This window comes from Marinobacter suaedae, assembly GCF_030519635.1.
In the GTDB taxonomy this organism is placed as follows: domain Bacteria; phylum Pseudomonadota; class Gammaproteobacteria; order Pseudomonadales; family Oleiphilaceae; genus Marinobacter; species Marinobacter suaedae.
In genome coordinates, this window is record NZ_JAUMIS010000002.1 from 1,309,400 (window position 1) to 1,333,533 (window position 24,134).

23 protein-coding genes and 2 tRNA genes are annotated in these 24,134 nt (G+C 58.7%); 12 read left to right on the plus strand and 13 right to left on the minus strand.

Going from position 1 to position 24,134, the window contains the following annotated elements; translation table 11 throughout:
* Positions 1-65 precede the first annotated feature (65 nt).
* The 7 genes from QVZ43_RS14840 to QVZ43_RS14870 form a co-directional block, all read right to left on the minus strand.
* Complete coding sequence (locus QVZ43_RS14840; protein ID WP_302910557.1) at positions 66-1,040, minus strand: TAXI family TRAP transporter solute-binding subunit; 975 nt, start codon at positions 1,038-1,040, stop codon at positions 66-68.
* A gap of 203 nt (positions 1,041-1,243) precedes the next feature.
* Positions 1,244-1,669, minus strand: a complete 426-nt coding sequence (locus tag QVZ43_RS14845) for a secondary thiamine-phosphate synthase enzyme YjbQ (RefSeq protein ID WP_302910558.1) — start codon at positions 1,667-1,669, stop codon at positions 1,244-1,246.
* 22 nt (positions 1,670-1,691) lie between these two features.
* Positions 1,692-2,756 (minus strand): succinylglutamate desuccinylase/aspartoacylase family protein, encoded by a 1,065-nt coding sequence (locus QVZ43_RS14850; RefSeq protein ID WP_223792788.1) that lies wholly within the window; start codon positions 2,754-2,756, stop codon positions 1,692-1,694.
* A 3-nt stretch (positions 2,757-2,759) separates the two neighbouring features.
* The gene (gene rimK / locus QVZ43_RS14855) at positions 2,760-3,665 is read right to left on the minus strand and encodes a 30S ribosomal protein S6--L-glutamate ligase (RefSeq protein ID WP_223792787.1); all 906 of its coding nucleotides are present in this window, start codon (positions 3,663-3,665) and stop codon (positions 2,760-2,762) included.
* Positions 3,662-4,159 carry an ATP-dependent zinc protease family protein gene (locus QVZ43_RS14860; protein WP_302910559.1) on the minus strand — a complete coding sequence of 166 codons (498 nt, stop codon included), beginning with the start codon at positions 4,157-4,159 and terminating at the stop codon, positions 3,662-3,664. Before QVZ43_RS14860 ends, rimK begins: the two co-directional genes overlap by 4 nt.
* Positions 4,143-5,027: a mechanosensitive ion channel family protein gene (locus QVZ43_RS14865; protein WP_302910560.1), complete on the minus strand. Its 885-nt coding sequence runs from the start codon at positions 5,025-5,027 to the stop codon at positions 4,143-4,145. The genes QVZ43_RS14860 and QVZ43_RS14865 overlap by 17 nt, the downstream gene beginning before the upstream one ends.
* Positions 5,028-5,042: 15 nt before the next feature.
* The gene (locus tag QVZ43_RS14870) at positions 5,043-5,858 is read right to left on the minus strand and encodes a hypothetical protein (RefSeq protein WP_302910561.1); all 816 of its coding nucleotides are present in this window, start codon (positions 5,856-5,858) and stop codon (positions 5,043-5,045) included.
* A 152-nt stretch (positions 5,859-6,010) separates the two neighbouring features.
* Between QVZ43_RS14870 and phrB the strand changes: the two genes are divergently transcribed.
* The gene (phrB, locus tag QVZ43_RS14875; RefSeq protein ID WP_302910562.1) at positions 6,011-7,411 is read left to right on the plus strand and encodes a deoxyribodipyrimidine photo-lyase; all 1,401 of its coding nucleotides are present in this window, start codon (positions 6,011-6,013) and stop codon (positions 7,409-7,411) included.
* Positions 7,412-7,491: 80 nt separating this feature from the next.
* Here the strand turns inward: phrB and QVZ43_RS14880 are convergent, their stop codons facing one another.
* From QVZ43_RS14880 to hemA, 4 genes are read right to left on the minus strand one after another with little or no spacing between them, the layout of a single operon-like run.
* Positions 7,492-8,241: a HesA/MoeB/ThiF family protein gene (locus QVZ43_RS14880; protein WP_302910563.1), complete on the minus strand. Its 750-nt coding sequence runs from the start codon at positions 8,239-8,241 to the stop codon at positions 7,492-7,494.
* A 10-nt stretch (positions 8,242-8,251) separates the two neighbouring features.
* The gene (gene prmC / locus QVZ43_RS14885) at positions 8,252-9,121 is read right to left on the minus strand and encodes a peptide chain release factor N(5)-glutamine methyltransferase (RefSeq protein ID WP_302910564.1); all 870 of its coding nucleotides are present in this window, start codon (positions 9,119-9,121) and stop codon (positions 8,252-8,254) included.
* Positions 9,111-10,199: a peptide chain release factor 1 gene (gene prfA / locus QVZ43_RS14890; protein ID WP_302910565.1), complete on the minus strand. Its 1,089-nt coding sequence runs from the start codon at positions 10,197-10,199 to the stop codon at positions 9,111-9,113. The genes prmC and prfA overlap by 11 nt, the downstream gene beginning before the upstream one ends.
* On the minus strand, positions 10,196-11,485 hold the full coding sequence (gene hemA, locus QVZ43_RS14895) for a glutamyl-tRNA reductase (protein ID WP_302910566.1): 1,290 nt from the start codon (positions 11,483-11,485) through the stop codon (positions 10,196-10,198). Before hemA ends, prfA begins: the two co-directional genes overlap by 4 nt.
* A 234-nt stretch (positions 11,486-11,719) precedes the next feature.
* Between hemA and QVZ43_RS14900 the strand changes: the two genes are divergently transcribed.
* The 10 genes from QVZ43_RS14900 to QVZ43_RS14945 all read left to right on the plus strand — a co-directional run bounded on the left by QVZ43_RS14900 (position 11,720) and on the right by QVZ43_RS14945 (position 20,012).
* A complete protein-coding gene (locus tag QVZ43_RS14900) occupies positions 11,720-13,468 on the plus strand; it encodes a tetratricopeptide repeat protein (protein ID WP_302910567.1) in 1,749 nt (582 codons plus the stop codon).
* A gap of 8 nt (positions 13,469-13,476) precedes the next feature.
* Positions 13,477-14,109: a lipoprotein insertase outer membrane protein LolB gene (gene lolB, locus QVZ43_RS14905; protein WP_302910671.1), complete on the plus strand. Its 633-nt coding sequence runs from the start codon at positions 13,477-13,479 to the stop codon at positions 14,107-14,109.
* Complete coding sequence (ispE, locus tag QVZ43_RS14910; RefSeq protein ID WP_302910568.1) at positions 14,106-14,969, plus strand: 4-(cytidine 5'-diphospho)-2-C-methyl-D-erythritol kinase; 864 nt, start codon at positions 14,106-14,108, stop codon at positions 14,967-14,969. The genes lolB and ispE overlap by 4 nt, the downstream gene beginning before the upstream one ends.
* 19 nt (positions 14,970-14,988) lie before the next feature.
* Positions 14,989-15,063 (plus strand) — tRNA-Gln (locus QVZ43_RS14915).
* A 52-nt stretch (positions 15,064-15,115) separates the two neighbouring features.
* Positions 15,116-16,066: a ribose-phosphate pyrophosphokinase gene (locus QVZ43_RS14920; RefSeq protein ID WP_223792776.1), complete on the plus strand. Its 951-nt coding sequence runs from the start codon at positions 15,116-15,118 to the stop codon at positions 16,064-16,066.
* A 168-nt stretch (positions 16,067-16,234) separates the two neighbouring features.
* Complete coding sequence (locus QVZ43_RS14925; RefSeq protein WP_223792775.1) at positions 16,235-16,885, plus strand: 50S ribosomal protein L25/general stress protein Ctc; 651 nt, start codon at positions 16,235-16,237, stop codon at positions 16,883-16,885.
* Positions 16,886-16,906: 21 nt separating this feature from the next.
* Positions 16,907-17,494: an aminoacyl-tRNA hydrolase gene (pth, locus tag QVZ43_RS14930; RefSeq protein ID WP_223792774.1), complete on the plus strand. Its 588-nt coding sequence runs from the start codon at positions 16,907-16,909 to the stop codon at positions 17,492-17,494.
* A gap of 118 nt (positions 17,495-17,612) precedes the next feature.
* Entirely contained in the window at positions 17,613-18,704 is a 1,092-nt protein-coding gene (gene ychF / locus QVZ43_RS14935) for a redox-regulated ATPase YchF (protein ID WP_223792773.1), read from the plus strand.
* Between the two features lie 93 nt (positions 18,705-18,797).
* Positions 18,798-18,874, plus strand: a tRNA-Met gene (locus QVZ43_RS14940).
* Between the two features lie 187 nt (positions 18,875-19,061).
* On the plus strand, positions 19,062-20,012 hold the full coding sequence (locus QVZ43_RS14945) for an alpha/beta fold hydrolase (RefSeq protein ID WP_302910569.1): 951 nt from the start codon (positions 19,062-19,064) through the stop codon (positions 20,010-20,012).
* A 52-nt stretch (positions 20,013-20,064) separates the two neighbouring features.
* Here the strand turns inward: QVZ43_RS14945 and QVZ43_RS14950 are convergent, their stop codons facing one another.
* Positions 20,065-21,777, minus strand: coding sequence for an Ig-like domain-containing protein (locus QVZ43_RS14950; protein WP_302910570.1), 1,713 nt, complete (start codon positions 21,775-21,777; stop codon positions 20,065-20,067).
* A gap of 185 nt (positions 21,778-21,962) precedes the next feature.
* On the minus strand, positions 21,963-23,510 hold the full coding sequence (locus QVZ43_RS14955) for an Ig-like domain-containing domain (RefSeq protein ID WP_302910571.1): 1,548 nt from the start codon (positions 23,508-23,510) through the stop codon (positions 21,963-21,965).
* A gap of 32 nt (positions 23,511-23,542) precedes the next feature.
* Between QVZ43_RS14955 and QVZ43_RS14960 the strand changes: the two genes are divergently transcribed.
* On the plus strand, positions 23,543-24,130 hold the full coding sequence (locus tag QVZ43_RS14960; protein ID WP_302910572.1) for a hypothetical protein: 588 nt from the start codon (positions 23,543-23,545) through the stop codon (positions 24,128-24,130).
* The last annotated feature ends 4 nt before the right edge of the window (positions 24,131-24,134 follow it).

Consider the following 24,134-nt stretch of genomic DNA (forward strand, 5'->3'; position numbering starts at 1 on the left):
TGCGGGAACTGCCGCCGGCAAATATAAAAAGGGCCACTCTTGTGGCCCTTCACTACAGCTGGTTACTACTTGATCGCGCCGTCTTCAATGGGGAAACCGTTCTCATTGAACCAGCGAGCGGCTCCTGGGTGCCACGGCAACACGTTGTTCTTGTCGTAGTTCTCAGGAACGGAGTGCCGGGCGGCCTTGTGGATGGATACCATCTTGTCGTTGTTTTCCATGGTCAGCTTAGTAATTTCATACACGAAGCTTTCCGGAACGTCGCAGTTGACCATGGCGAAGTTCCACATGGAGACAACCCGGGACGGCTCGTCCAACGACTGGTAGGTTCCTGGCTGGATGTTGAACTCGGAAACCGGAAACGCCTCGGTAATCTTGGCCGCTTCCTCATCGGTCATGCTGATGATGTTAACGTCGGTCTGAGCCTCAAGCTGGCTTACGGCAGGCACTGGCACACCGGCTGCAAACGCAACGACGTCGATCAGACCATCCTGGAGCTGGCCACCAAGATCAGACCAGCTACCGTTACGGCGCTCGAAGTTGACGCCCAGAGTTTCCATCATCCGGGGGAAATAAGTGTCTGACGTGGAACCGGCAGGGCCAAAGCCGATGGTGGCACCATCCGGAATATCAGAAATAGACTTGATGCCGGAACTGGACAGAGCGGTCACTGAAAACGGCGTTTCGTACATCGGGAACATGGCGCACACATTGTTCATTTTCATACCTGGCGCCAGCGGACTATTACCGTCCATGGATTCCCGCGCCGGGCCAAGCGTGGTCAGACCAAACTTGAGGTCGCCGGTGTGCACCAGGGCCATATTCTGCATCGGACCACCCGTGATTTCACCGCCGCCAGAAACGCCCAGGTTTTCGGCAACAAAGTTCGCCCAGCCAGATCCATAGGCAAAATAGGTTCCCCCCTGACTGGCGGTTCCAACGGTAAAGCTCTCCGGCCAGCCTTCACGGTCCTGAGCCGAAATCGGAGTTGCAACAACGAGAGTAGAGGCTAGCGCAGCCAGAACGGCTTGTTTTTTCATGGTGATCGATCTCCCTTTCTTTATTGTTTATCAGTACTGAGCAAGAAATGATATTGCCCTGTCCGCCCTGATTCGATTCGGGCCAGGCGCACGGAGATTACCTCCAGCATTCGGTTTCCAAACGCAAAACTGATTAGGAAACATCCCGTTATCAGTCTAGCTGGGATATTCGGAGAAAGGTCTAGGACGAAAGTCGAAGGGAATCACCAGCGCCCCTGAAGCGTCGCAACCAGCCGCCGACTTCCGGCCCGGTTCCGATGCTCACACAGGTAAATTCCCTGCCAGGTACCAAGGGCAAGGCGCCCCTGATGAATGGGTAGCGTCAGCGAGGGGCCGATCATGATGTTTTTGATGTGGGCAGGCATGTCATCCGGTCCCTCCATGACATGGGCATAGTGCGGGGCATTCTCCGGCACCATCACATTGAAATGACGCTCCAGATCACCTCGCACATCCGGATCGGCATTCTCGTTGACCGCCAGCGACGCGGAGGTGTGCTGAATGAACAGGTGCAGCAACCCCACTTCACAATGGGTCAGTTCCGGGGCCTGTGCCAGAATTTCATTAGTCACGAGATGAAAGCCCCTGGGCAGGGGCGAGAGCTCAATGATAGTTTGATCCCAAATCATCCCACGCCTCCCGGACACAGGCCTATCGTTGCAAATCGTCCCACGGATGCACCGGAACAACCGCATCGGGCGATTCGTTTTCCAGGGAGCTTCGGAAATAATCCATGGCCTTCTCTGCCTCGCCCAGCTCCTCGAAACGGGCGATGTGATAGATCGCCTCCCCCTCGTTCACCAAGGGGAGGTTATTCACGCAGATCACGATGCCGGAACAGGGCGACAGCACGGTCGCTTCGGATTCCCCGAAAGGGTCTGCCACCATGGCCAGACGCTGGCCTTTGCGTACCTTCTGCCCAAGCCAGGCAATGGGACGCATGATCCCGTCAATGTCGGCCCGCACCCACTGGGATGTAACGGCCGTTTCCGAACGGTTTTTGGGCGCCTTGGGGGCTTTTTTCACCGGGATCATTTCCAGTTCCCGCATTACCCGGATCACTCCCCTGGCACCGCTGGTGATGACCACCTCGTCAAAGCGTAGGGCTTCGCCGCCTTCAAAGGTGATGACGGGAATGTCCAGAGAATCGGCGTAGGCTCGCAAGCTGCCCTCCCGCAGTCCGGCCTTGATGATGATCGGCGCACCAAAAGCGTTGGCCATGCGTTCGGTTTCCGGGTTGTTCAGCTCAGCACGGATTTGCGGCAGATTAAAGCGGTGAATGGCTCCGGTGTGCAGATCGATGATGTGAGTGACTTTCTCCATGATCTGGGTGCGCAGCAAGTACGCAATGCGCCCTCCCAGAGAACCGGTTTCATTGCCCGGAAAACACCGGTTCAGGTCCCGGCGGTCCGGCAGGTAACGGGTGCGCTGGACGAAGCCAAAGATGTTTACGATGGGAACCGCCACCAGCGTTCCCCGGAGATGCCGGAGTGCCGAGTTCTTCAGCACCCGGCGAATGATTTCCACGCCATTGATCTCGTCGCCATGAATCGCGGCACATACCATCATGACGGGGCCGTCCCGGCGACCGTGAATCACCTCCACCGGGATATGCAGCGGCGTATGGGTGTAGAGTTTGGCAACCGGCACTTCCACGGTTTCCCGCGTACCCGGTTTTATCAGCGTCCCTGCTATTTCAAATGGCTCACGAGCCATACATCATCCCCGCCCTTTAGTTCTTGTTTTCCACGGCTTGTAGTTCTTTTCGGTCCAGTTGATGATCATGCCGGCGACATTCTTGCCGGTCGCACTCTCAATGCCCTCCAGCCCCGGTGAGGAATTCACCTCCATCACCAGTGGCCCACGGCTGGAGCGCAGTAAGTCCACACCAGCCACATTCAGCCCCATGGATTTGGCCGCCATGACCGCCGTGCGCCTTTCTTCCGGAGTAATCCGAACCAGGGAGGCCGTACCACCACGGTGCAAATTGGAGCGGAATTCCCCGTCGGCCCCTTGCCGCTTCATCGCAGCGATGACCTTGTCGCCGATCACGAAGCAGCGAATATCCGCACCGCCTGCTTCCTTGATGAACTCCTGCACAAGGATATCGGCTTTCAAGCCCATGAAGGCCTCAATCACACTCTCCGCCGCCTTGCGGGTTTCCGCCAGCACAACGCCAATACCCTGGGTGCCCTGCAGCAACTTGATCACCACCGGCGCACCGCCCACCATTTTGAGCAGCTCGGGCACGTTATCCGGCTTGTTGGCAAAGCCTGTCACCGGCATGCCCACGCCTTTGCGGGCCAGAAGCTGCAGTGAACGAAGCTTATCCCGCGATCTGGAAATTGCGACCGACTCATTAACAGGGAAAACCCCCATCATCTCAAACTGACGCAGCACAGCCGTGCCGTAGAAGGTGACCGACGCACCGATCCGGGGGATGACCACGTCAAACCCGTCCAGGATTTCCTCGTGATAATGGATCTGGGGGTTGGCGGAGGTAATGTTCATGGAACAGTGCAGGCAGTCGATGACATGTACCTCATGCCCCCGATTGATGCCCTCCTCCACCATGCGTCGGGTGGAATACAGATTCTTGTTCCGGGATAAAACCGCAATTTTCATACGTCAGTCCTTAGGTCCGGTTCTCCGGCGAGGTACGAGGCTTCAGGGTGGACAACAGCGCGTCTGGCCATTGCCGTGCGTCCCAACAACATCCGGAAACGCATGGAATCCCTGTTGGTCAGTGTCATTTCAACGGGCCAGCGCTGCTGCCCGACAACCAGCGTTGTTTCGATCACCAGGCGTTCCTCACGGTGGCCACCGGAGTCGGATACCACCCGTTCATCCAGAATCCTGGCATCGCATTCAATCACTTCGTGCAGATCGTTTTGCACCGGATGGACCCAGAATCGGACCCTGCGTTCACCGTTTTCCGTGTAGGGCTCCGTGCGAAACGCGTGCAGGCAGGACGTTCTGGCGCCCGTGTCCACTTTGGCTTTGATCCGGTTGATATCGAGGTCAGGCAGTGCGACCCATTCTCGCCAGCCCAGGGCCATTTTGGCGCTGTCGGTGACCTGCTCATCAGGCTCGATGCCTTTCTCATTTTTCGTCGACATCCAGAATTTCCTTATTATCTTGAGTGTCCGGTCCCAGAAGCTGAACGCGGAACGGTGCGGAGTGGCTGCCCGCGTAGACACTGGTATGTGGGAAGGGGATTTCGATGCCTTCGCGATCAAGCATTTTCTTGATGGCCACCATGATGCTGCTACGCCCATCGAGGACTTTGTCCTGCGGCACCCAGACGGAAAACTGCACGTCTACTGACGATGGACCGAAGGCCGTGACCACGACAAAGGGCTTTGGCTCCTCAAGACAAACCGGCTCGTTTTCGGCCAGTTTGAGCAACAAGGTTTCCACGCGCTCTACATCTTCAGCGTAGGCAATCCCTACGACCAGGTCGAGCCTGCGTATCGGGAACCTCGACCGGTTCACCACTCTGGACTTGATCAGGGTTTCGTTGGGAATACGAACGTAAAGGTTGTCCGGCGTGCGCAGTTTGACACTCAGCAAGTCGATCGCCACCACCTCACCGATGGTTCCCTCCACCTCAATCACATCACCAATCTCGAAGGATTTCTCCATCAACAGGAATAATCCGCTGATCATGTTGGACGCCGAGGTCTGGGATGCAAAACCGAGGGCAACGGTCAGGATACCAGCGGCACCCAGCACCACATCCAGGGAAAAGCCGGCTTCCCGAAGGGCCGCCATGGCAAACAGCAGGACCACCACATAAAACACCAGGCGCCGGATAACGACATTATGGTGCCGGGATGTGCGGTCCCCAATGAGCCGGGAGATACTCCTGGCTGCCAACGAGCCCAGTATCAGCCCAAGAATCACCAGAAACGCCGCATTCAGCCACTGGCTGAGGTCAGTGCTGATCCATCCGAACAGGGCGTCGGTGCCCGCGTTGTCTTCCAATGTCTGCTCCTTGAATTACCCGAACATCCGGTCAAAGGCCCGAATCAGTCGGCCACGGGAAACCCGCTCCCGGGCCGGCCCAACTTGTTGGGCGTCTCCCGCCGCCGGCATCAGGGCCTGGTCCACACGCAGGGTGGCAGAATTCATATCGGTTTCACACTCCACCGTCACACCAGGCGTCCACAGCTGCCCCTTCGAATTCAAGTGAAGCGACAGCAACGGCGTGGGAAGGCTGAAGCGCTCCAGCAGCAGAGGCTCCTTTCGTCGGTTGATGATGGTCACCGGGGTAATGGCTCGCCAGGGTCGCTTGGGCACCGCTTCCAACACCAGACGAGCAAAACTGGCCGATGAATAACAAAGTTCGCCTTCCATTGTGTTGGGACCAACCCAGGTCATGGAGGGCACCGCCAGCGGGACTTCCGTCAGAACCGACTGACTCTCACCAACACAGACCTTCATCCACACCAGGGTTCCAACGTAAATCACACAGCGCTGACCGGCAGGAATGGTCATGGCCTGGTATGGGCGGATCACCGTTGGCAGGGAGGCGACCGCCGGAATGAAAGTGACGGATTCGGTGTCCGTATCGGTGGTCCGGATAAACCGCTGAAGCGGCACGTCGATTGAGGGCAGCACATGACTGACGCCTTCCGTCCAGGTGACCGGGTCTGTTCCCGATTCCAGAGTCTGAGCCCTTACCTGCCATTCGCGATCCAGCAACGTGATCCAGAGGCGAACCTGACCAAGCTCATGATACTGGGTTTGCCCCGACGACAAACTGTAGGGCTTTGCCCACACGCCGTCACTACGGCCCTCGGCTACCGAATCCATGTCTGCTGGGCATCTCCTGTAACAATGAAGCGATACGGCGTCTACTATAATCCAAACACTCGCCCACGACGAATACCCAAGTCTGTGATTTCATTGAATCAATTAGTCGTAGTTACGCCTATTCGCTCCCCGACCACCCAACAGGACAGACGATGAAAGAACTGGTCTGGTTTCGTAACGACTTGCGGGTCGCCGACAACCCCGCCCTGACAGCGGCATGCAAACAGAACAACGGCGTACAGGCCTGCTTTGTGGTCACACCGCGCCAGTGGCAGGAACACGACTGGTCTCCCGCACGGGTTCAGTTCGTGATCGCCCACGCCAACGCTTTAGCCGAGGACCTGGCCGCGCTCGGCATCCCTCTGACGTTGATCCAGGCCCAAACGTTTGACGACAGCGTGGAAAAGCTCGAACAGTTTTGTCGGGAACAGGGCATTGTCCGACTCCACTTTAACGAGGAATACGGCATTAACGAACGCCGCCGGGACAAGCGCCTGAAACAACGGTTGGACGAGCTGGGCGTGAATGTCTGCAAGTATCGCGATCAAACCGTTGCTCCGGTGGGCGCGGTGCTCACCCAACAGGAAGAACCCTACTCCGTATTCACTCCGTTTTCTCGGCGCTGGAAGGCGTGGATTGAGGAAAACCAGCCGGTGGTTTTGCCTCGCCCTGCATCTCAGGGTGCAGCGATCAAGCCAGAAAAGCTGACCGACATCCCGGATGCTTTCCGGGAGGCACCCACGCCCCTCGTCGAAACCGGGGAAACCGCCGCGCATCAGCAACTTGAGACCTTTCTCGAAGAATCCGCCGGTCGGTACAAAGAAGACCGGGATTTCCCGGCTATTGATGGCACCAGCCAGCTTTCGCCCTACCTGGCCAATGGCGTTCTGTCCGGCCGGCAGTGCCTGCTCGCCGCCCGGGAAGCCCAAGGAGGCGGAGGCAACCAGGAGGGATACGTCACCTGGATCAGCGAAATCGCCTGGCGGGACTTCTACATCAACATTCTGTATCACTATCCCCGCATCAGTATGCACCGGGCCTTCAAACCCGAGACCGAGGCGCTGAAGTGGAACGAGCCGGGCGACGCGTTCGAAGCCTGGAAAACGGGTAACACCGGGATACCTGTTGTTGATGCCGCCATGCGCCAGCTCAACAAGACAGGCTGGATGCATAATCGCCTGCGAATGATCGCCGCGATGTTCCTGACCAAGAACCTGTTTATTGACTGGCGGCTTGGCGAAGCCTACTTCATGTCCAAGCTGGTGGATGGATTCCTGGCCTCGAACAACGGCGGCTGGCAGTGGAGTGCCTCAACCGGAACCGATGCGGCGCCCTACTTCCGGGTGTTCAACCCCACCACCCAGAGTGAACGGTTCGACCCGAAGGGGCTGTTCATCCGCCAGTGGGTGCCCGAACTGGCGAAACTGGATAACAAGCGGATTCATGACCCCGGCAAGGGGGGCGTGATTCCCGGCGGGTATCCCAGGCCAATCGTGGACCTGAAGGAAAGCCGGAAAGAAGCAATAGCCAAGTTTCAGGCACTGAAGGATTGATTCAGGGGGGGGCAGGCAACTCAGGAGTCTACAGGAGAGACTGGCAGGCCTTGCCAGGCTCGACATACTCCCAGCTGCGGTCACTGCAGACCGCACACCGGGCACTCAGGATCACGCGCCAGCTTCATGTCCCGCCATTGCATGTCCCAGGCATCCAGAACCAGCAATCGCCCGACGAGCGGTGTCCCCACACCCGATACCATCTTGATGGCTTCCATGGCCTGCGCCGAACCGATCATGCCCACCAGCGGTGCAATCACACCGGCCTGGGAGCAGCTCAGGTCTTCATTACCCTGCTCGGGGTACAGGCAGTGGTAGCAGGGGCTTTCGTTGTCGCGGGGATCAAACACCGCGAGCTGGCCTTCGCCACGGATGGCTGCACCGGATACCAGCGGCACACCGGCTTTCACGCTGGCGCGATTCAGGGCGAAGCGGGTGGCAAAGTTGTCACTGCAGTCCACCACCAGTGATGCTGCGGCAACCTTTTGATGCAACAAGTCCCCATCCAGCCGCTCCGTGATGGCTTCCACAGACACCAGCGGGTTGATCTGCCGCACCCGCTCGGCCAAGGCAGCGGCCTTCGGCTCGCCAAGTTGCAATTGATCGAACCCGATCTGCCGCTGCAGGTTGGCCAGCTCCACTGTGTCGTCATCAACCAGGGTGAGACTCCCTGCACCGGCAGCTCCCAGATACAAGGCAACGGGGCAACCCAGTCCGCCAGCGCCAACCACCAGAATGCTGGCCTCACGCAGCTTTGCCTGACCTGCCACATCAAAACGGGGCAACAGAATCTGCCGGCTGTAGCGAATCAGTTCCTCGTCGCTGAGCATGGAATTGTCCTTATGTTTGCGGTTCCTTAACGCCCTTGGAGGGCCACTGCCCGAGCGTCATACGCTTGTGATTACCATAGTCCTTTCGGCTTTCAACTGCACCAAAACCTCGATCTCGGAAGAGCGCCTGTACGGCATTCGCCTGATCGTATCCGTGCTCCACCAGCAGCCAGCCGCCGGTATTCAGCCAATCCGGCGCCTGGTCGACGATCAGCCGCAAATCGTCCAGTCCATCCTGTCCGGCCACCAGCGCAGATGTCGGCTCAAAGCGCACATCGCCCTCCCCCAGATGGTGGTCATCCGCAGCAATATAAGGAGGGTTCGACACAATGAGATCGAACCGACCTGGCGGCAGGCTCGCAAACCAGGAACTCTGGAACACCTGCACCGGCAGCCCATGCTCCCGGGCATTGCTCTTGGCCAGCTCAACCGCTTCTTCGACAACATCGCAGGCGGTCACCTGCCAGTTCGGTCGTTCACTGGCCAACGCCAGCGCGATGGCGCCGGTACCGGTGCCAAGATCCAGGACATTGGCTGATTCGGGAAGATCAAGTGTCAGGGCCTGCTCCACCAGACACTCGGTATCGGGACGGGGAATGAGGGTAGAAGAGCTTACACGCAAAGGCAGCGACCAGAACTCCTGATGGCCGAGCAAATGGGCGATCGGTCTGCCCGTGATACGGTCGAGCACCAGCCGCTCGAAGGATTCCGTCTGCTCCGGAGTAATTAGCCGCTCGGGCCAGGCACGAAAACTGGTACGACTCAGGCCGGTGATATGGCTGAGCAGAAGCTCTGCATCCAGCCGGGGGCTGTCACCGCCGATGCGCTCAGCGGCCTTTCTTATCAGACTCTCACAGGTCAGTGAGGATTTACTGATCATCAGACAGCGAGGCGAGGAGTTCGGCCTGGTGCTCCTGCTGCAAAGGAACCACCACCGCGTCGAGATCACCGGACACGACCTCGTCCAGCTTATACAGCGTCAGGTTAATCCTATGATCAGTCACCCGTCCCTGGGGGAAGTTATAGGTGCGGATACGCTCGGACCGGTCACCACTGCCCACCAGGCTCTTGCGGGTTTCCGCCACTTCCTTTTGCTGGCGTTCAATTTCAACATTCTGCAACCGGGACGCCAGCAGACTCAGGGCCTTGGCGCGGTTCTTATGCTGGGAACGCTCTTCCTGACACTCCACCACGATGCCCGTAGGCAGGTGGGTAATCCGGATGGCGGAATCGGTTTTGTTAACGTGCTGACCACCCGCCCCAGAGGCACGGAAGGTATCCACCCGCAAATCCGCTTTGTTGATCTCCACCGCTTCGGCCTCATCGGCCTCGGGCATGACGGCCACGGTACAGGCCGAGGTGTGAATACGCCCCTGGGATTCGGTTTCCGGAACCCGCTGAACCCGGTGGGCGCCGGACTCAAATTTCAACGCACCGTAGACGCCCTCACCACCGACCCGGGCAATCACTTCCTTATAGCCACCGTGCTCGCCTTCACTCTCACTCAGAAGCTCCACCTGCCAGCGCCGCTTTTCAGCGTAGCGGCTGTACATGCGGAAAAGATCGCCGGCGAAGATCGCAGCCTCATCACCGCCGGTTCCCGCACGAATCTCGAGGAACACACTCTTCTTATCGTTCGGATCCTTGGGCAACATCAGGCGCTGGAGTTCTTCATCCAGCTCTTCGCTCCTGGCCTGGGCCGCCTCCAGCTCCTCGGCGGCCATTTCGCGCATATCGGCGTCGCCATCCTCCGCCAGCTCCCGAGCGGCTTCAATGTCCGCAAGCGACTCCCGCCAGGCCTTGAAACATTGAACAATCGGCTCAATCTCGGCGAATTCCTGGGACAGCTCCCGGAATTTACTCTGATCGGAAATGACCGAGGCATCGCTCAGCAACGCGCTGACTTCCTCGTAACGATCACTCAGATGATCGAGACGGTTTTCAATCGATGGTTTCATAGTTTTTCCGTGGTGGTCGGCTCGTCGGCTTCCAACGCGTCCAGCTTATGGAGCTCACGCAGCCACTCCGTGACCTCAGGGCGTCCTTCGGTGGTCGCTTTACGCACCTGGACCGAAGGTTCATGCAACAGTTTGTTGGTCAGGCCTCGGGCGAGGCTTCGCAGAATCGTCTCAGGGTCGCCGCCGTTGCGCAGTGACCGGAGAGCTTTCTCCGTTTCCATATCACGCAGAATCTCGGCACGGCGTCGGAACTGCTTGAGCGTCGAAACCGCATCCAGGGCACGCAACTGATTCTGGAAATCCTGAACCCCTGCAGCCACCAGGTTTTCCGCCTCACGGGCAGCCCCTTCGCGGGAACGGATATTCTCTTCGATGACCTGGCGCAGATCGTCCACGGTATAGAGGTACACGTCATCCAGAGACGACACTTCCGGCTCAATGTCCCGGGGAACGGCGATGTCCACCATGAAATAGGGTTTGTGCTTGCGGGTTTTCAGGGCCCGCTCCACCGCGCCTTTACCCAAGATGGGCAAGGAACTGGCGGTAGAGGAAATGATGATATCGACGTCTGCCAGGTGCTCAGGGATATCGGACAACAACAGGCCCTGCCCACCATACTGGCCGGCAAGATTCTGCGCACGTTCCAGGGTGCGATTGGCCACCAGAAACTCGGTAACGCCGGCATCGGACAGGTGCTTTGCCACCAGCTCGATGGTATTGCCCGCCCCGATCAGCAGCGCTTTGTTACGGGACAGGTCGGAAAAGATATGCTGGGCCATACTGACGGCCGCATAGGCGACAGACACCGGGTTCTCACCGATGGCGGTCTGGGTCCGGACACGTTTTGCGACGGAGAAGGTCTGTTCAAACAACCGCGACAGGAAGGACCCGCTGGCCTGGTTTTCCCGCGCCAGGGCATAGGCGTCCTTCAGCTGGCCGAGAATCTGGGGTTCGCCCAGCACCATGGAATCCAGCCCTGCAGCAACTCGCATCATGTGACGAACCGCGTCGCCATCCCTGTGCACATAGAAGGACTGTTCAAGATCCGCCACATCCACATCATGAAAACCAGCCAGCCAGCGCAGGACCAGCGGTGCACAGTCGTCATCACCGGCCAGGTAAAGTTCGGTGCGGTTACAGGTGGAAAGGATGGCAGTTTCACTGGCGCCGGAGGCGGCGCGGAGTTCGGTGAACGCCTCGGCCATTCGCTCGGGCGTAAACGCAACGCGCTCGCGCAGCTCCACGGGAGCAGTACGATGATTGATACCGAGCGTAACCAGTGCCATATCGGGTTTGAACAACCTTACGGATTCAGGGGATATTTTCCGGCATTTTACCGGTCAGAGCCTGCTACTGCCACCATAAAGCCCTGTCGATTCGGGAAGTGCGGACAGGTTGGGCAAGATGAAAGGCTTATGCCATTATAGGGGCTCGGCCACGGCTGCGTGCCTCCTCGGCGTATAACAGTTATTCGCGGCCGTTACGCTTGACGCGCTGTCGACATAATCATGGGAAGATGCATGTACAAATTCGCACCACTGCTGACCAGCTGCCTGATCGCACTTTCGCTCACGGGCTGCGCCAGCCTGACCGGCCCTAACGAAGAGCCGGCAGAGCAAAAGGAACCGGCTCCAGCCGAGGCCGCAGGCGAACAGCAAGAAGCCATCGAATACGCGGAATTCGAGCCGGAAGTACTTTACCTCCTGCTGTCCGGGGAAATTGCAGCTCAACGTGGTCGCTACGACATCACCCTCGTCAACTACCTCCAGGCCGCCAAGCTGTCCCGCGACAAGGGAGTCATCTCCCGCGCGATGCGGATTGCCCAGTCGCTTAATGGCGACAACGCACAGCAGCAACTGGCAAACCTCTGGCTTGAGGTCGAACCAGACAGCGTGGAGGCGCATCGCATCGCCGCCATCCAGGCGGTAAAAAGAAATGAACTGGAAGCTGCGCTCGGGCACATGGAAACCCTGATGGACCTGGGGGCCGATGCCGACTTCGACGCCCTTGCCATCATGGCCAGCAACCTGCCTCCCGAACGGCAGGCAGAGCTTCTGGCCCTTTACAAGGAAATGGCCGAGCAGCACCCCGAATCGGTGGAACTGGAATACAGCACTGCCTTACTGTTGAAAATGAACGGCAGCCCTGACGAAGCTCTCAGCCGCATAGACGCCCTACTCGAGGACAACCCGAACTTTCAGCCGGGCATCACCCTCAAGGGCGATCTCCTCTACCAGACCGGACAGAAGCGGGAAGCCCTCGACTACCTGCTCACCAACACCCGGCGCTATCCATCCAACCGCCAGATGGGCACCCTGTATGGCCGCGTACTGATTAACGAAGGGGAGGTTCGCGCCGCGCAGGACGAGTTCGATCGACTGGTCAACCAGTTTCCGGATACTCCGGGCCTGCGGTTATCCCATGCACTGGTGGCCATTGAAAACGGCGAGACCGATCTGGCCAGGGAAGACCTCACCCAGCTGATTGAAGAAGGTCACCATATCAGCGAAGCCAATTACTACCTCGGACGGATCGAAGACGGCGAAGGCAACATCCAGCCCGCCATCAACTACTATGGACGGGTGGCAGAAGGCAATTTCTACTTTTCCGCACTGGCTCGAAAGAGCGCGCTTCTTGCCGAGAACGACCAGCTCGACGAAGCCGTCAGCAACATACGCAATCTTCGCGAGGCCAACCCGGCACAGGATGAAAATTATCGCCTGCTGGAAGTCAACTTGCTGATGGAACAGGAAGAAGAGCAGACTGCGCTCGAAAGCGCCTCCCGTGCGGTAGAGCTCTACCCCGAAAACATTCAGATCCGCTATGCCCGGGCCATGCTGCTGGACATGCAGGGGCAAACAGCCCCGGCGGAGGAAGACCTCCAGCTCATCATCAACCAGGATCCGGGCAACTCGGTAGCCCTCAACGCACTTGGCTACATCCTGACCACCAAGACTGACCGGCTGGACGAGGCCCGCAATTACATCGAACGGGCCCTGGCACTGGACCCGGAGAACCCGGCCATCCTGGACAGCATGGGCTGGGTCCTGTTTCTTGAGGGCGATGTAGAGCAGGCACTGGACTACCTGTCCCGAGCATGGTCCGAATACACCGATCCGGAAATCGCCGCTCACTATGGCGAAGCACTGTGGACAACTGGCGCGCGCGAGCAGGCCCGCATCATCTGGAAAGAAGGGCTGGATATGGATCCGGATCACGAGATTCTCAGGGAAACCATCGAACGACTGACCGAAAGCAGCGACAATTAATGACACAGCTGATCCGCTTCTGGCTGCTCCTTCCATTGATCGCTCTCGTTTCCGCCTGTACCACCATACAGGTGGAACCATTACCAGAAGGCATGACCGACCAACCCCCAGCCAACTGGACCGGGCGAAGCGAACAGCTTCGCCAGTTCGACCACTGGCGGTTGATGGGTAAACTGGCCATCCGCCAACCCTCTGACAGTGGTACGGCCCTGATTAACCAGTGGGTACAGAAGGGCGAGGTTTACGACCTCGCCCTGTCGTCATCGTTCCTCGGCATGGGCAGCACTCGACTGAAAGGTACGCCGGGATTCATTGAACTGACCCTTCCCGGTGGCGACATCTACCAATCCGGTGATCCGGAAGCCCTGGTCGAAGCAGCCACCGGCTGGCAACTGCCGCTGAACCATCTGATCTGGTGGATACGTGGACTGCCTGCCCCGGGCGAGGATTTTCGACTGCTGTTCGGCACCGATCAGCAACTGGCCATCATTCGCCAATCCGGCTGGGAAATCCGCTACGACCGCTGGCAAAAATTCTTGCCCAGCCACCCGAGTCTGCCTGCGAAAATCACCGCCCTGAAGGACGACAAACGGGTTCGACTGGTCATCAGCGATTGGCGAGAACTCGGAAACACAAAGTGAAGACCTCGATTACCCTGCCATCTCCGGCAAAGCTGAACCTGTTTTTGCACATCGTTGGCCGCCGACCGGATGGCTATCACGAACTGCAGACCCTGTTTCAGTTTCTGGATTACGGAGACGACCTCACGTTCACCCTGACCCCCGACCAGCCGGGAGTCCGCCTGACCGAATCTCTTCCTGGCGTTGCAGAGGAAGACAATCTGATCATCCGGGCAGCCAATGCGCTGATCGACCAGGCCAGACACCCTCTTCCGGGCGTGACCATCAGCATCGACAAGCGCCTTCCCATGGGGGGCGGACTTGGAGGCGGGAGTTCCAATGCAGCCACCACACTGGTAGGACTGAATCACCTCTGGGAGCTAAACCTGTCTGCCGATGCACTGGCGGACATCGGCCTGGGCCTGGGCGCCGATGTGCCGGTATTCGTACGCGGCCATGCCGCCTTCGGTGAAGGCGTTGGCGAGCAGCTCACACCAGCCAATCCTCCCGAAGACTGGTTCGTTGTTCTCAAGCCAGACTGCAGCATCAACACCGGCAAGATTTTTTCCGAGGAAGGGTTGACAAGGGACACCCCGAGAATCAAAATAGCGCCCGCTTTTGAGGGAGACGCCTCGAGGTACCGAAACGACTGTGAGGATGTAGTTCGCAAACTGTATCCTGAGGTTAAAGAAAGCCTGGACTGGCTGACACAATTCGGACCTGCAAGATTAACCGGAACCGGGGCTTGCATTTTTGGACGTTTCCCGACAGAATCCGCAGCCCGGATTATCTGGGAAAGCAAACCCTCCGGCATCACGGGGTTCGTAGCTAGAGGGGTGAACATTTCACCTCTACACGAAAAGCTGACAGAGCTAAACTGATGCCAAGAAAGCACGATACTGGGGTGTCGCCAAGTGGTAAGGCAACGGGTTTTGATCCCGTCATGCGCAGGTTCGAATCCTGCCACCCCAGCCACCTCTCTCCCGCTCGCTCTGAATCAAACGCTGATACTGAGAAGGATGCCGTCGTGTCCAAACTGATGATTTTCGCTGGCAACGCCAATCCGGAACTTGCCAAGGCCATCGCGCAGAAACTGCACATTCCCATGGGCCAGGCCACCGTTGGCCGTTTCAGCGACGGCGAAACCGCTGTCGAAATCAACGAAAATGTGCGCGGCCATGATGTCTTCATCATCCAGCCGACCTGCTACCCGACCAACGATAACCTGATGGAACTGATCGTGATGGCTGACGCACTGCGTCGTGCCTCCGCGACTCGCGTTACTGCGGTAATCCCCTACTACGGATACGCACGCCAGGATCGCCGGGTACGCTCTACCAGGGTCGCCATCAGCGCCAAAGTCGTTGCCGATATGATTTCCAGCATCGGCGTGGATCGCGTACTGACCGTCGATCTGCACGCCGACCAGATTCAGGGCTTCTTCGACATTCCAGTGGACAACATCTACGCGACCCCGGTCATGCTCGAAGACATTGAAAAGCAGCGTTTTGAAAACTTCGTTGTGGTTTCACCAGACGTTGGCGGTGTCGTTCGCGCCCGCGCCGTGGCGAAGAAACTGGACGACGCCGACCTGGCCATCATCGACAAGCGTCGCCCGAAAGCGAACGTAGCCCAGGTCATGCACATCATCGGTGACGTCAAAGACAAGACCTGCATCCTGGTAGACGACATCATCGATACCGCCGGCACCCTGTGCAAAGCGGCCAACGCGCTCAAGGAGCATGGTGCTTCCCGCGTGGTTGCCTACATCACCCACCCGGTACTGTCCGGACCGGCTATCGATAACATCAACGCCTCCACCCTGGATGAACTGGTTGTCTGCGACACCATTCCGGTGGATGACAAAGCCCGGAATTGTGATAGAATCCGCGTCCTCGGAATGGCCGGACTGCTGGCAGAGTCGATTCGTCGCGTCAGCAACGAAGAGTCCATCAGCGCCATGTTCGATAACGCCTGAACGACGTCCGGGAAACCGGGTTCAGGCCAGGAACGCAGTTAACGGATCGGGAGCCTACCATGGGCTCCCGATCCTTTTCGTCGGTCGGGAAAAGATTCCCGGCTATATTAACCATCATCTGAACCGAGCCTGGTCGCGGGCCGATCAGATGACACGTGAGGTAATACCATGTCTCAGGATTTTGTGATTGAAGCATTTCCTCGTGACGATCAGGGGAAAGGTGCGAGCCGCCGCCTGCGTCGCGAAGAGCGTAAGATTCCGGCCATCATCTACGGCGGCGGAAAAGACGCTGTTGCCATTTCCATCTGGCACAACGAGCTGAAGAAGGCCCTCGAAAACGAAGCCTTCTTCTCACACGTTCTGACCGTCGATATCGCGGGTAAGAAAGAAAGCGTCATCCTGAAGGATCTGCAGCGTCACCCGTACAAGCCGATCCTGACCCACGCTGACTTCCTGCGTGTGGACAAGGACCACGACATCCACGTCAACGTACCGCTGCACTTCATTAATGAAGAAACAGCGTCTGCCGTGAAGAATCAGGGTGGTATCGTGACCCACCAGATGAACGAAGTAGAAGTGATCTGCCGTCCGCAGAACCTGCCTGAGTTCATCGAAGTGGACATGCAGGACGTAGAGATGGACCAGGTTATTCACCTGAGCGACCTGAAACTGCCCAAGGGTGTTGTTATCGCTGCGTTGCAGCAAGGTGAGGACCACGACCTGCCGGTTGTTGCTATTCACATGCCCAAGGGCACCAAGGCTGACGAAGCCGAGGACGCCGAAGGCGAAGGTGAAGGCGAAGAAGGCGGCGAGGAGTAAGTTCTCCCGGGGCGACGGCACATGGCACAGGACATTCTCATGGTGGTGGGGCTGGGTAACCCCGGTTCCGACTATGAAAATACCCGCCACAATGCCGGCGCCCTGTTCGTCGAGGCACTGGCCCGCCATGCGGGCCAGTCGCTGCGCCCCGAGCGCAAGTACCACGGGCTGTACGCCCGCATTCACTGGCAGGGCATGGACCTGCATCTTCTGAACCCCACCACCTTCATGAACCGCAGCGGCCTCTCCATCAAGGCACTGGCGGATTTCTTCAAGATCACCCCCGAGCAGATTCTCGTCGCCCACGACGAACTCGACCTGCCACCCGGTACCGCCAAGCTGAAAAAAGGCGGCGGACACGGTGGACATAACGGCCTGCGGGATACCATCAGCCATCTGAGCACTCGCGATTTCCAACGCCTGCGCCTCGGTATCGGACACCCCGGCGACAGCCGACAGGTGACCGGCTACGTTCTAGGCCGATTTGGCAAGCGTGAGCATGAGCAACTGGACGCTGTGATTGATGAAGTGATTCGGGTGTTACCGGATGCGGCCAATGGCAAACTGGCGGCTGCCATGAACCGGCTGCACAGTTTCAAGTCCGAGTAACTCTTCCCCCCTGCCCGAGGGCCTGGCGGCACCAACTCCGTATTCCTCCTACTCGCACCCCGGTGCCTCGACCGGTATAATCCGGCCACATTTTTTCAAGCATCAGCAGAGGCATTCCATGGGCTTTAACTGCGGCATCGTTGGCCTTCCCAACGTCGGCAAATCCACCCTGTTCAACGCGCTGACCAAAGCCGGCATTGGCGCCGAGAACTTTCCGTTCTGCACGATTGAACCCAACGCCGGCGTGGTCCCCATGCCGGACCCGCGCCTGAACAAACTGGCCGAGATCGTCAAACCCGAGCGCGTGGTGCCCACCTCCATGGAATTTGTGGACATTGCAGGCCTGGTGGCCGGTGCCTCCAAGGGCGAAGGCCTGGGCAACCAGTTCCTCGCCAATATTCGCCAGACCGATGCCATTGCCCACGTGGTCCGCTGCTTCGAAGACGACAACGTTATCCATGTCGCTAACAAGGTACACCCGGCTGCCGACATAGAGGTCATCAACACCGAACTGGCGCTGGCCGACATGGACACCGTCGAGAACGCCATCAAACGGGTACAGCGCGTCGCCAAGAGCGGTGACAAAACGGCCAAAGCCCAACTTGAGGTGTTCGAGAAACTTCTGCCGGTGTTGAACGAGGGTAAGCCCGTGCGCGGCATGGATCTGGCCGACGAAGAAAAAGCGCTGATCCGGGAGCTGTGCCTTCTGACCGTCAAGCCCACCATGTACATCGCCAACGTCAGCGAGGACGGGTTCGAGAACAATCCGTACCTGGATGAGGTAAAGGCCATCGCGGCAGAGGAAGGTGCCGTTGTCGTGCCCATCTGCAACAAAATTGAAGCCGAAATTTCCGAACTGGAGGATGACGAAAAGAGCATGTTCCTGGATGAAATGGGCATGGAAGAGCCTGGCCTGGACCGCGTGATTCGCGCCGGCTACAACCTGCTGGGCCTGCAGACCTATTTCACCGCCGGCGTTAAGGAAGTCCGCGCCTGGACCACCAAGATCGGCGCCACAGCGCCCCAGTCTGCCGGCGTGATTCATACCGATTTCGAGCGGGGCTTTATCCGGGCAGAGGTGGTCAGCTACGACGATTACGTGGCAGGCAACGGCGAAGCCGGTGCCAAGGAAGCGGGTAAATGGCGCCTGGAAGGCAAGGATTACATCGTTAAGGACGGCGACGTTATTCACTTCCGTTTTAACGTGTAATTTTTGCTGGAAAAAGCTGGCCGGAGGCCTTGACAGCCCCCGCACAAATGCTGAAAATACGCGCCTCGTTTGGGGCGATGCCCAGAACGATTTGGCAAGGTAGCTCAGTTGGTTAGAGCACAGCACTCATAATGCTGGGGTCGGCGGTTCGACTCCGCCCCTTGCTACCAGTTTTTCGAAAGCCCGCTTCCTAGCGGGCTTTTTTTTGCCTCCATGGTGACCCGCCCTGACAAGAGCCAGTCGACATATCGACTCCCGCGACGAAACATTGAACCAGCTCCGAAAAAGGAGTCCGCAAGGTACCGTCGCGTCTACGATGGGAAACGATGATAACCTACGTGGAACGGATACCCACCTATGCCCCAGGATTTCAGCGGCCCCAGACAGATAAAACTGCCCGGATACACATGTCTGGCGTTCAACGAACACAGTAAGGGTGTCCCCGTTGTTCTGATCCACGGACTGATCAGCTCGGTGTATTTCTGGCACCCGCCCCATTTATCCGTGTTTGGCGACCGTCCGGTCTACGCCATTGCCCTGCCCGGGCACTACCCCTCAGCAAGCCTTTCAAGCTCAGAGCAGATTAATGAGCAGCGACTCACGAACGCCCTGCTTGAGCAGATCAACACACTGATCGGCGACCAGCCATGCATCCTGGTCGGCCACTCCACAGGCGGGCAGGCCGCCCTTTTCGCCGCAACCCGGCATCCTGATCGTGTCCTGGGCGTCATCGCGATGGGAAGTGCCTTAACGGGGCAGGAAGAAAACGGGGTATATGCCGCCTTTCAGTGGCTGGCAACCCGGTTGGGCCAGGTGGGGCGAGGCCTCGTGTCCATGATTCTGAAGATGAATGCCCTCTCGGAGCCCATTCATCGGCTGTTCTTGCGGGATGTTGTGGCCTCTCCCGGGGAGTTTTTCGCCCACGCGGAGTTTCCGGGTTACCTGCAGTACTATTTCCCGGCGATGCAGAAAATCTGCCGGCGTTCCATGGGCATCTACTTCCGGGACCTGGTGAGGCTGGACCTTACCCCTCACCTGCCATCACTCAAGCGTCCAGCTCTCGTTCTATGCGGTAACAAAGATCCGTATGTTTCTATCGAGCGCACACACGAACTTGCAGATGCCGTTCCCGGCTCGCGAAAGGTGTTCATTGAAGGAAGTGGACATATGCCGATGTTCGAGAACTGGCCGGCGTACTCGAAAGCCATCACTGAGTTCATTCAGGGAATTCAGGACCGCGGCCGGACCAAGGCGCAGAATCTGGTCGACAGAGGACATCCTCCCATTCCAGCCATACTTGGCCCATAACTAAAGAGTCAATGTGCGATCATCGGCACGTAAACCTGCACACTCCTCGCCCCTAGTAATACCGATTGGCCATCAGATCATTTTGCCCACCAGAGACCTGAATCCAGGCAGCCAGGGCATCGCCATCAGCACCCAGGGCGATGCCAGGCTCAAAGAGAGCACCGGAAACACCACTGATGCGTTCCCGGTCTTCCCACGCATTCTCGCCACGATCAAAACTTCGGGCATTTATGTAATACCCACCATCCTCACGCTGCACCCACACCACAACGGCATCGCCATTGGCAGCCGCCGCAACCTTTGGGTCGTCGGCCTGGTCAGCCGTGGTCTGAAGGTTGGTGATTCCCTGCCAGCCACCACTGAACCGGTTTACCTGAATGCGATAGCGTCCGTCACTGAATTGTCGCCATGTAACAAAGGCGTTGCCGCGACCATCCGTGGCTATGTGGGGCTGAACACCGTTGGGGACGCCCGAGCCGATAGGCACCGCACCCGACCATCCTCCGGAGCCCACCACGCGACTTGCGTAGATATTCTGGTTGCCACCATCCGACTGCCGCCAGACAACAAAGGCCCGGCCTGACTGGTCCATCGCTAACTCCGGTGGGGCCGCGGGGTTCACGCTGGGGCCAACGGGCTCCGGACCACGCCATCCAGAACCTGTAATGAATCGATTCGCGTAGACAGTGAAGGTATTGAAGATGCTGAAAAAACTAACCCGCTGTCGCCAGACGACCACCGCGTTACCATTGGCATCCATGGCGACTTGCGGCCGGCGACTGTGATCAGAAAGGTTTTCAAGACGCACAGGATCACCCCAGTCGCCCCTTCCCGCCAACCGACTCGCGTAGATGTTGTTCGAGAGAGCCCCACGTTGCTGCCAGACTGCGATAGCCCCACCCCGGGCGTCCATAGCCACTCTGGGATTACTGGCGTCGTCACCCCCGATGCGGGTGTCTTTCTCCCAACGTCCACGGCCTGCGTCGAATCGTCGAGCGTAGACGCGATCGTTGTTCTCCTTACTCCAGACCACCACCGCATTGCCTGAAGGATCCATTGCCACATGGGGCCTGGCGCTGTCTTCCACCTTCCCTTTGATGCGCTCGATACTGCGCCATGAGCCGTCATCCCCATCGAATATTCGGGCATATAGGTCCTCGTCCTGGACCCAGACAACAATGGCATCGCCTCTTGCGTTGCTGGCCAGTTGGGGCCCGATGACCGGGCCTGAGTCTGCGTCCAGGACAACCGCGTCTGCCCAGTATGGCCCGGAGGTGGTAAAGGACCATCGGTATGCTTCCCCCAGGGGGCTCCCGTTCAGATCAGCAACCTGATCATCCACAACTGCGTCGATGAGGGCTGTCTTTGGCAAGCGGTCTTCAGGTGAAAAATTCAGGGTATTGGTTTCCGCATCAAACCGAACGGCGCCGGGAACAGCCTCACCACCAGCGCTCAGCGTCAGGCTGCTGCCGGAAATACTGGTGCCAAGGATGTCTTCACTAAACCGGACGCTGATATCAGCGGTGCGATCGACCTCGCCGGCATTGTTTTCCGGCGTAGTGGCAATAACCCTCGGCGGGCTTAGACGGGGTTCCGGGCCGCCGCTCGGATCGGGGTCAGATCCACCGCCCCCCGGATCGGCCCCGGGTATCTGGGCCGCCCCGGAGCCGGTATCCTCTTTAAAGGTTGTCTCACTTTCGGTACAGCCAAACACGAGAGCACAGAGCGCCAGGATCACAGCGCTGGACGACGGTTTGGTATTCATGGCTCGGCTTCCTTGATCGCGCCAGGCGGAAGGTCGAAGGTCTCTTGGTGTCCAATTAACCAAGTAGTATAGAAACAATGTGATACTACGCACACTTTAAAACAACATTAAGAATGGTCTGCCCTGCCTTATTCGCAGGCAGCCGCTCAGTGGGGCAACTCCAGCCGCCCCACTGAGCGCCCACGTCAGTCATACCGGTTCGTTTGCAGCGCACTTCCGCTGTCGTTCACTTCGACCCAGCCAGCTACTGCGTCGGCATTCGGATCCATCACGATCTCCGGCGCAAACAGCTCTGTGGATGCACCGCTCAGGCGGGTGATGCTCCCCCACCCCCCTTCACTGGCCACGTAGGTCCGGGCTTCCGCGAAGAATCCACTGCCCTCACGCTGAGACCAGACAACAACCGCATCACCGCTTCCGCTGGTGGCGATACTGGGCACATCCGCCCGCTCAAGGCTGGCCTGTATCGTCGTCGCTCCCTGCCAACCGTTGCTAAACCGGTTAACCTGGATGCGAGAGCCACTGTTGTCGTAACGCTGCCAGACCACAAAGGCATTTCCCGGGCCAGCGGCTGCTATATCCGGCCGGGTGACGCTGGCACCGGCAATACCGATGCGTTCAGCCACGTCCCAGTGACCAGACTCCGTCGTGGACGTCGCATAGATGCCCTGGCTTCCGCCATCGTTCTGGCGCCACGCGACGAAAGCCCGCCCCGCCGAGTCCACCGCCACCTGAGGTGACGCGACCGAATTGACGCCGTCACCGAGCGCTGCCACGCCCTGCCACACCCCGGAAACAAGCCGGTTGGCATGAACATCAAACGTGCTGAGGCTGCCGAAGGCAGATACCCTCTGTCGCCACACCACGACGGCATCGCCATCGGCAGTCATGGCAACTGTGGGTTGGTGGCTTTCGTCGGGATGAGTATCAATCCGATCGAAGGCTGCCCAGTTCTCACTGCCTGCGGAAAGACGGCCGGCGAAGATACTCAATGCCAGGCCATCGCGCTGCTGCCATACGGCCAGCGCATTACCTTGGGCATCCATGGCCACCTGCGGATAACCTGCCTCCCCGGCCAGATTGCCAACACGGCGTTCGCTTTCCCAGCTACCCAGCAGGGTGTTCCATCGCCTTGCGTAAAGTGCCCCATCGTCAGCGTTATTCCAGATCACAACGGCGTCACCCCTCGGGCTCACGGCAACATGAGGCCTCGCTGTAGCGCCGGCATTGCTGCCCACACGTTCTGCACTCAACCAGTTTCCAGAGGCTGCATCAAAGCGGCTGGCGAAGACATGCTGGTTCTGCACCCACACCACGAGGGTATCGCCGTCGTCATTGGCAGCAAACTGCAGTTTCGAGAGCGGGCCGGAACTGACCTGCAGCACTTCCCCATCACCCCAGGAAGCGCCTTCGGTCATGAAGGACCAGCGGTACTCGGCACCCAGCACATTGCCTTCAATATCCGCCACGCCCTCGTCGACGGTTGCCTCTACCCGAGTCGACTTCGGCAGCTTTTTCTCTGGCGCAAAGGCCAGAGTATTTGACCGGGCATCGAACTGCAGAGCCCCATCAATTGGCTGACCATCGGCACTGAGAGTCAGGCTGTTGTCACTGACACTGGTAACCAGAATGTCTTCTCCAAACTGGGCACTGACCGTACCTGTCCGGTCAACGTCGAGCGCTTCGCTCTCGGGCGTTGTAGCGATAGCGATCGATGTTGACGCTCCTACCAAGGGCTCCTGGAACGTCAGCGGTTCGAACGCAAGTGATTGCCCCTCAACGAGCAGTGGACCTGTATCGCCATCAGGTTCCGGTTCCGGTTCCGGCTCAGGTTCCGGCTCAGGTTCTGGCTCCGGTGGTGGCGGAGGTGGCGGCCCCGGCTCTGGCTCCGGCTCCGGCTCTGGCTCCGGTTCAGGCTCCGGTTCAGGCTCCGGTTCAGGCTCAGGCTCAGGCTCAGGCTCAGGCTCAGGCTCAGGCTCAGGCTCAGGCTCAGGCTCAGGCTCCGGTTCAGGTTCCGGCTCAGGCTCTGGTTCCGGCTCAGGCTCTGGTTCCGGCTCAGGCTCTGGTTCCGGCTCAGGCTCTGGTTCCGGCTCAGGCTCTGGTTCCGGCTCAGGCTCTGGTGGTGGCGGAGGCGGAGGTGGTGGAGGCTCAGGTTCTGGCTCCGGTTCCGGTTCCGGTTCTGGCTCCGGTTCCGGTTCAGGCTCCGGTTCAGGCTCCGGTTCAGGCTCCGGTTCAGGCTCCGGTTCAGGCTCCGGTTCAGGCTCCGGTTCCGGTTCACCCGGAAAAGGCATTCTCGGCTCGCCCGGCGACGGAGCAGCCCTGGGAGGAGGAGCCGTATCCGGGTCCTCCTTGAACGT

Coding starts and splice junctions, on each gene's coding strand:
- QVZ43_RS14860 (WP_302910559.1), bottom strand. CDS start 4,159: ATGTCGACGAAAAATGAGAAAGGCATCGAGCCTGATGAGCAGGTCACC.
- phrB (WP_302910562.1), top strand. CDS start 6,011: ATGAAAGAACTGGTCTGGTTTCGTAACGACTTGCGGGTCGCCGACAAC.
- QVZ43_RS14840 (WP_302910557.1), bottom strand. CDS start 1,040: ATGAAAAAACAAGCCGTTCTGGCTGCGCTAGCCTCTACTCTCGTTGTT.
- QVZ43_RS14850 (WP_223792788.1), bottom strand. CDS start 2,756: ATGGCTCGTGAGCCATTTGAAATAGCAGGGACGCTGATAAAACCGGGT.
- QVZ43_RS14870 (WP_302910561.1), bottom strand. CDS start 5,858: ATGGATTCGGTAGCCGAGGGCCGTAGTGACGGCGTGTGGGCAAAGCCC.
- QVZ43_RS14845 (WP_302910558.1), bottom strand. CDS start 1,669: ATGATTTGGGATCAAACTATCATTGAGCTCTCGCCCCTGCCCAGGGGC.
- ychF (WP_223792773.1), top strand. CDS start 17,613: ATGGGCTTTAACTGCGGCATCGTTGGCCTTCCCAACGTCGGCAAATCC.
- prfA (WP_302910565.1), bottom strand. CDS start 10,199: ATGAAACCATCGATTGAAAACCGTCTCGATCATCTGAGTGATCGTTAC.
- QVZ43_RS14880 (WP_302910563.1), bottom strand. CDS start 8,241: ATGCTCAGCGACGAGGAACTGATTCGCTACAGCCGGCAGATTCTGTTG.
- prmC (WP_302910564.1), bottom strand. CDS start 9,121: ATGATCAGTAAATCCTCACTGACCTGTGAGAGTCTGATAAGAAAGGCC.
- hemA (WP_302910566.1), bottom strand. CDS start 11,485: ATGGCACTGGTTACGCTCGGTATCAATCATCGTACTGCTCCCGTGGAG.
- QVZ43_RS14945 (WP_302910569.1), top strand. CDS start 19,062: ATGCCCCAGGATTTCAGCGGCCCCAGACAGATAAAACTGCCCGGATAC.
- pth (WP_223792774.1), top strand. CDS start 16,907: ATGGCACAGGACATTCTCATGGTGGTGGGGCTGGGTAACCCCGGTTCC.
- rimK (WP_223792787.1), bottom strand. CDS start 3,665: ATGAAAATTGCGGTTTTATCCCGGAACAAGAATCTGTATTCCACCCGA.
- QVZ43_RS14900 (WP_302910567.1), top strand. CDS start 11,720: ATGTACAAATTCGCACCACTGCTGACCAGCTGCCTGATCGCACTTTCG.
- QVZ43_RS14925 (WP_223792775.1), top strand. CDS start 16,235: ATGTCTCAGGATTTTGTGATTGAAGCATTTCCTCGTGACGATCAGGGG.
- QVZ43_RS14950 (WP_302910570.1), bottom strand. CDS start 21,777: ATGAATACCAAACCGTCGTCCAGCGCTGTGATCCTGGCGCTCTGTGCT.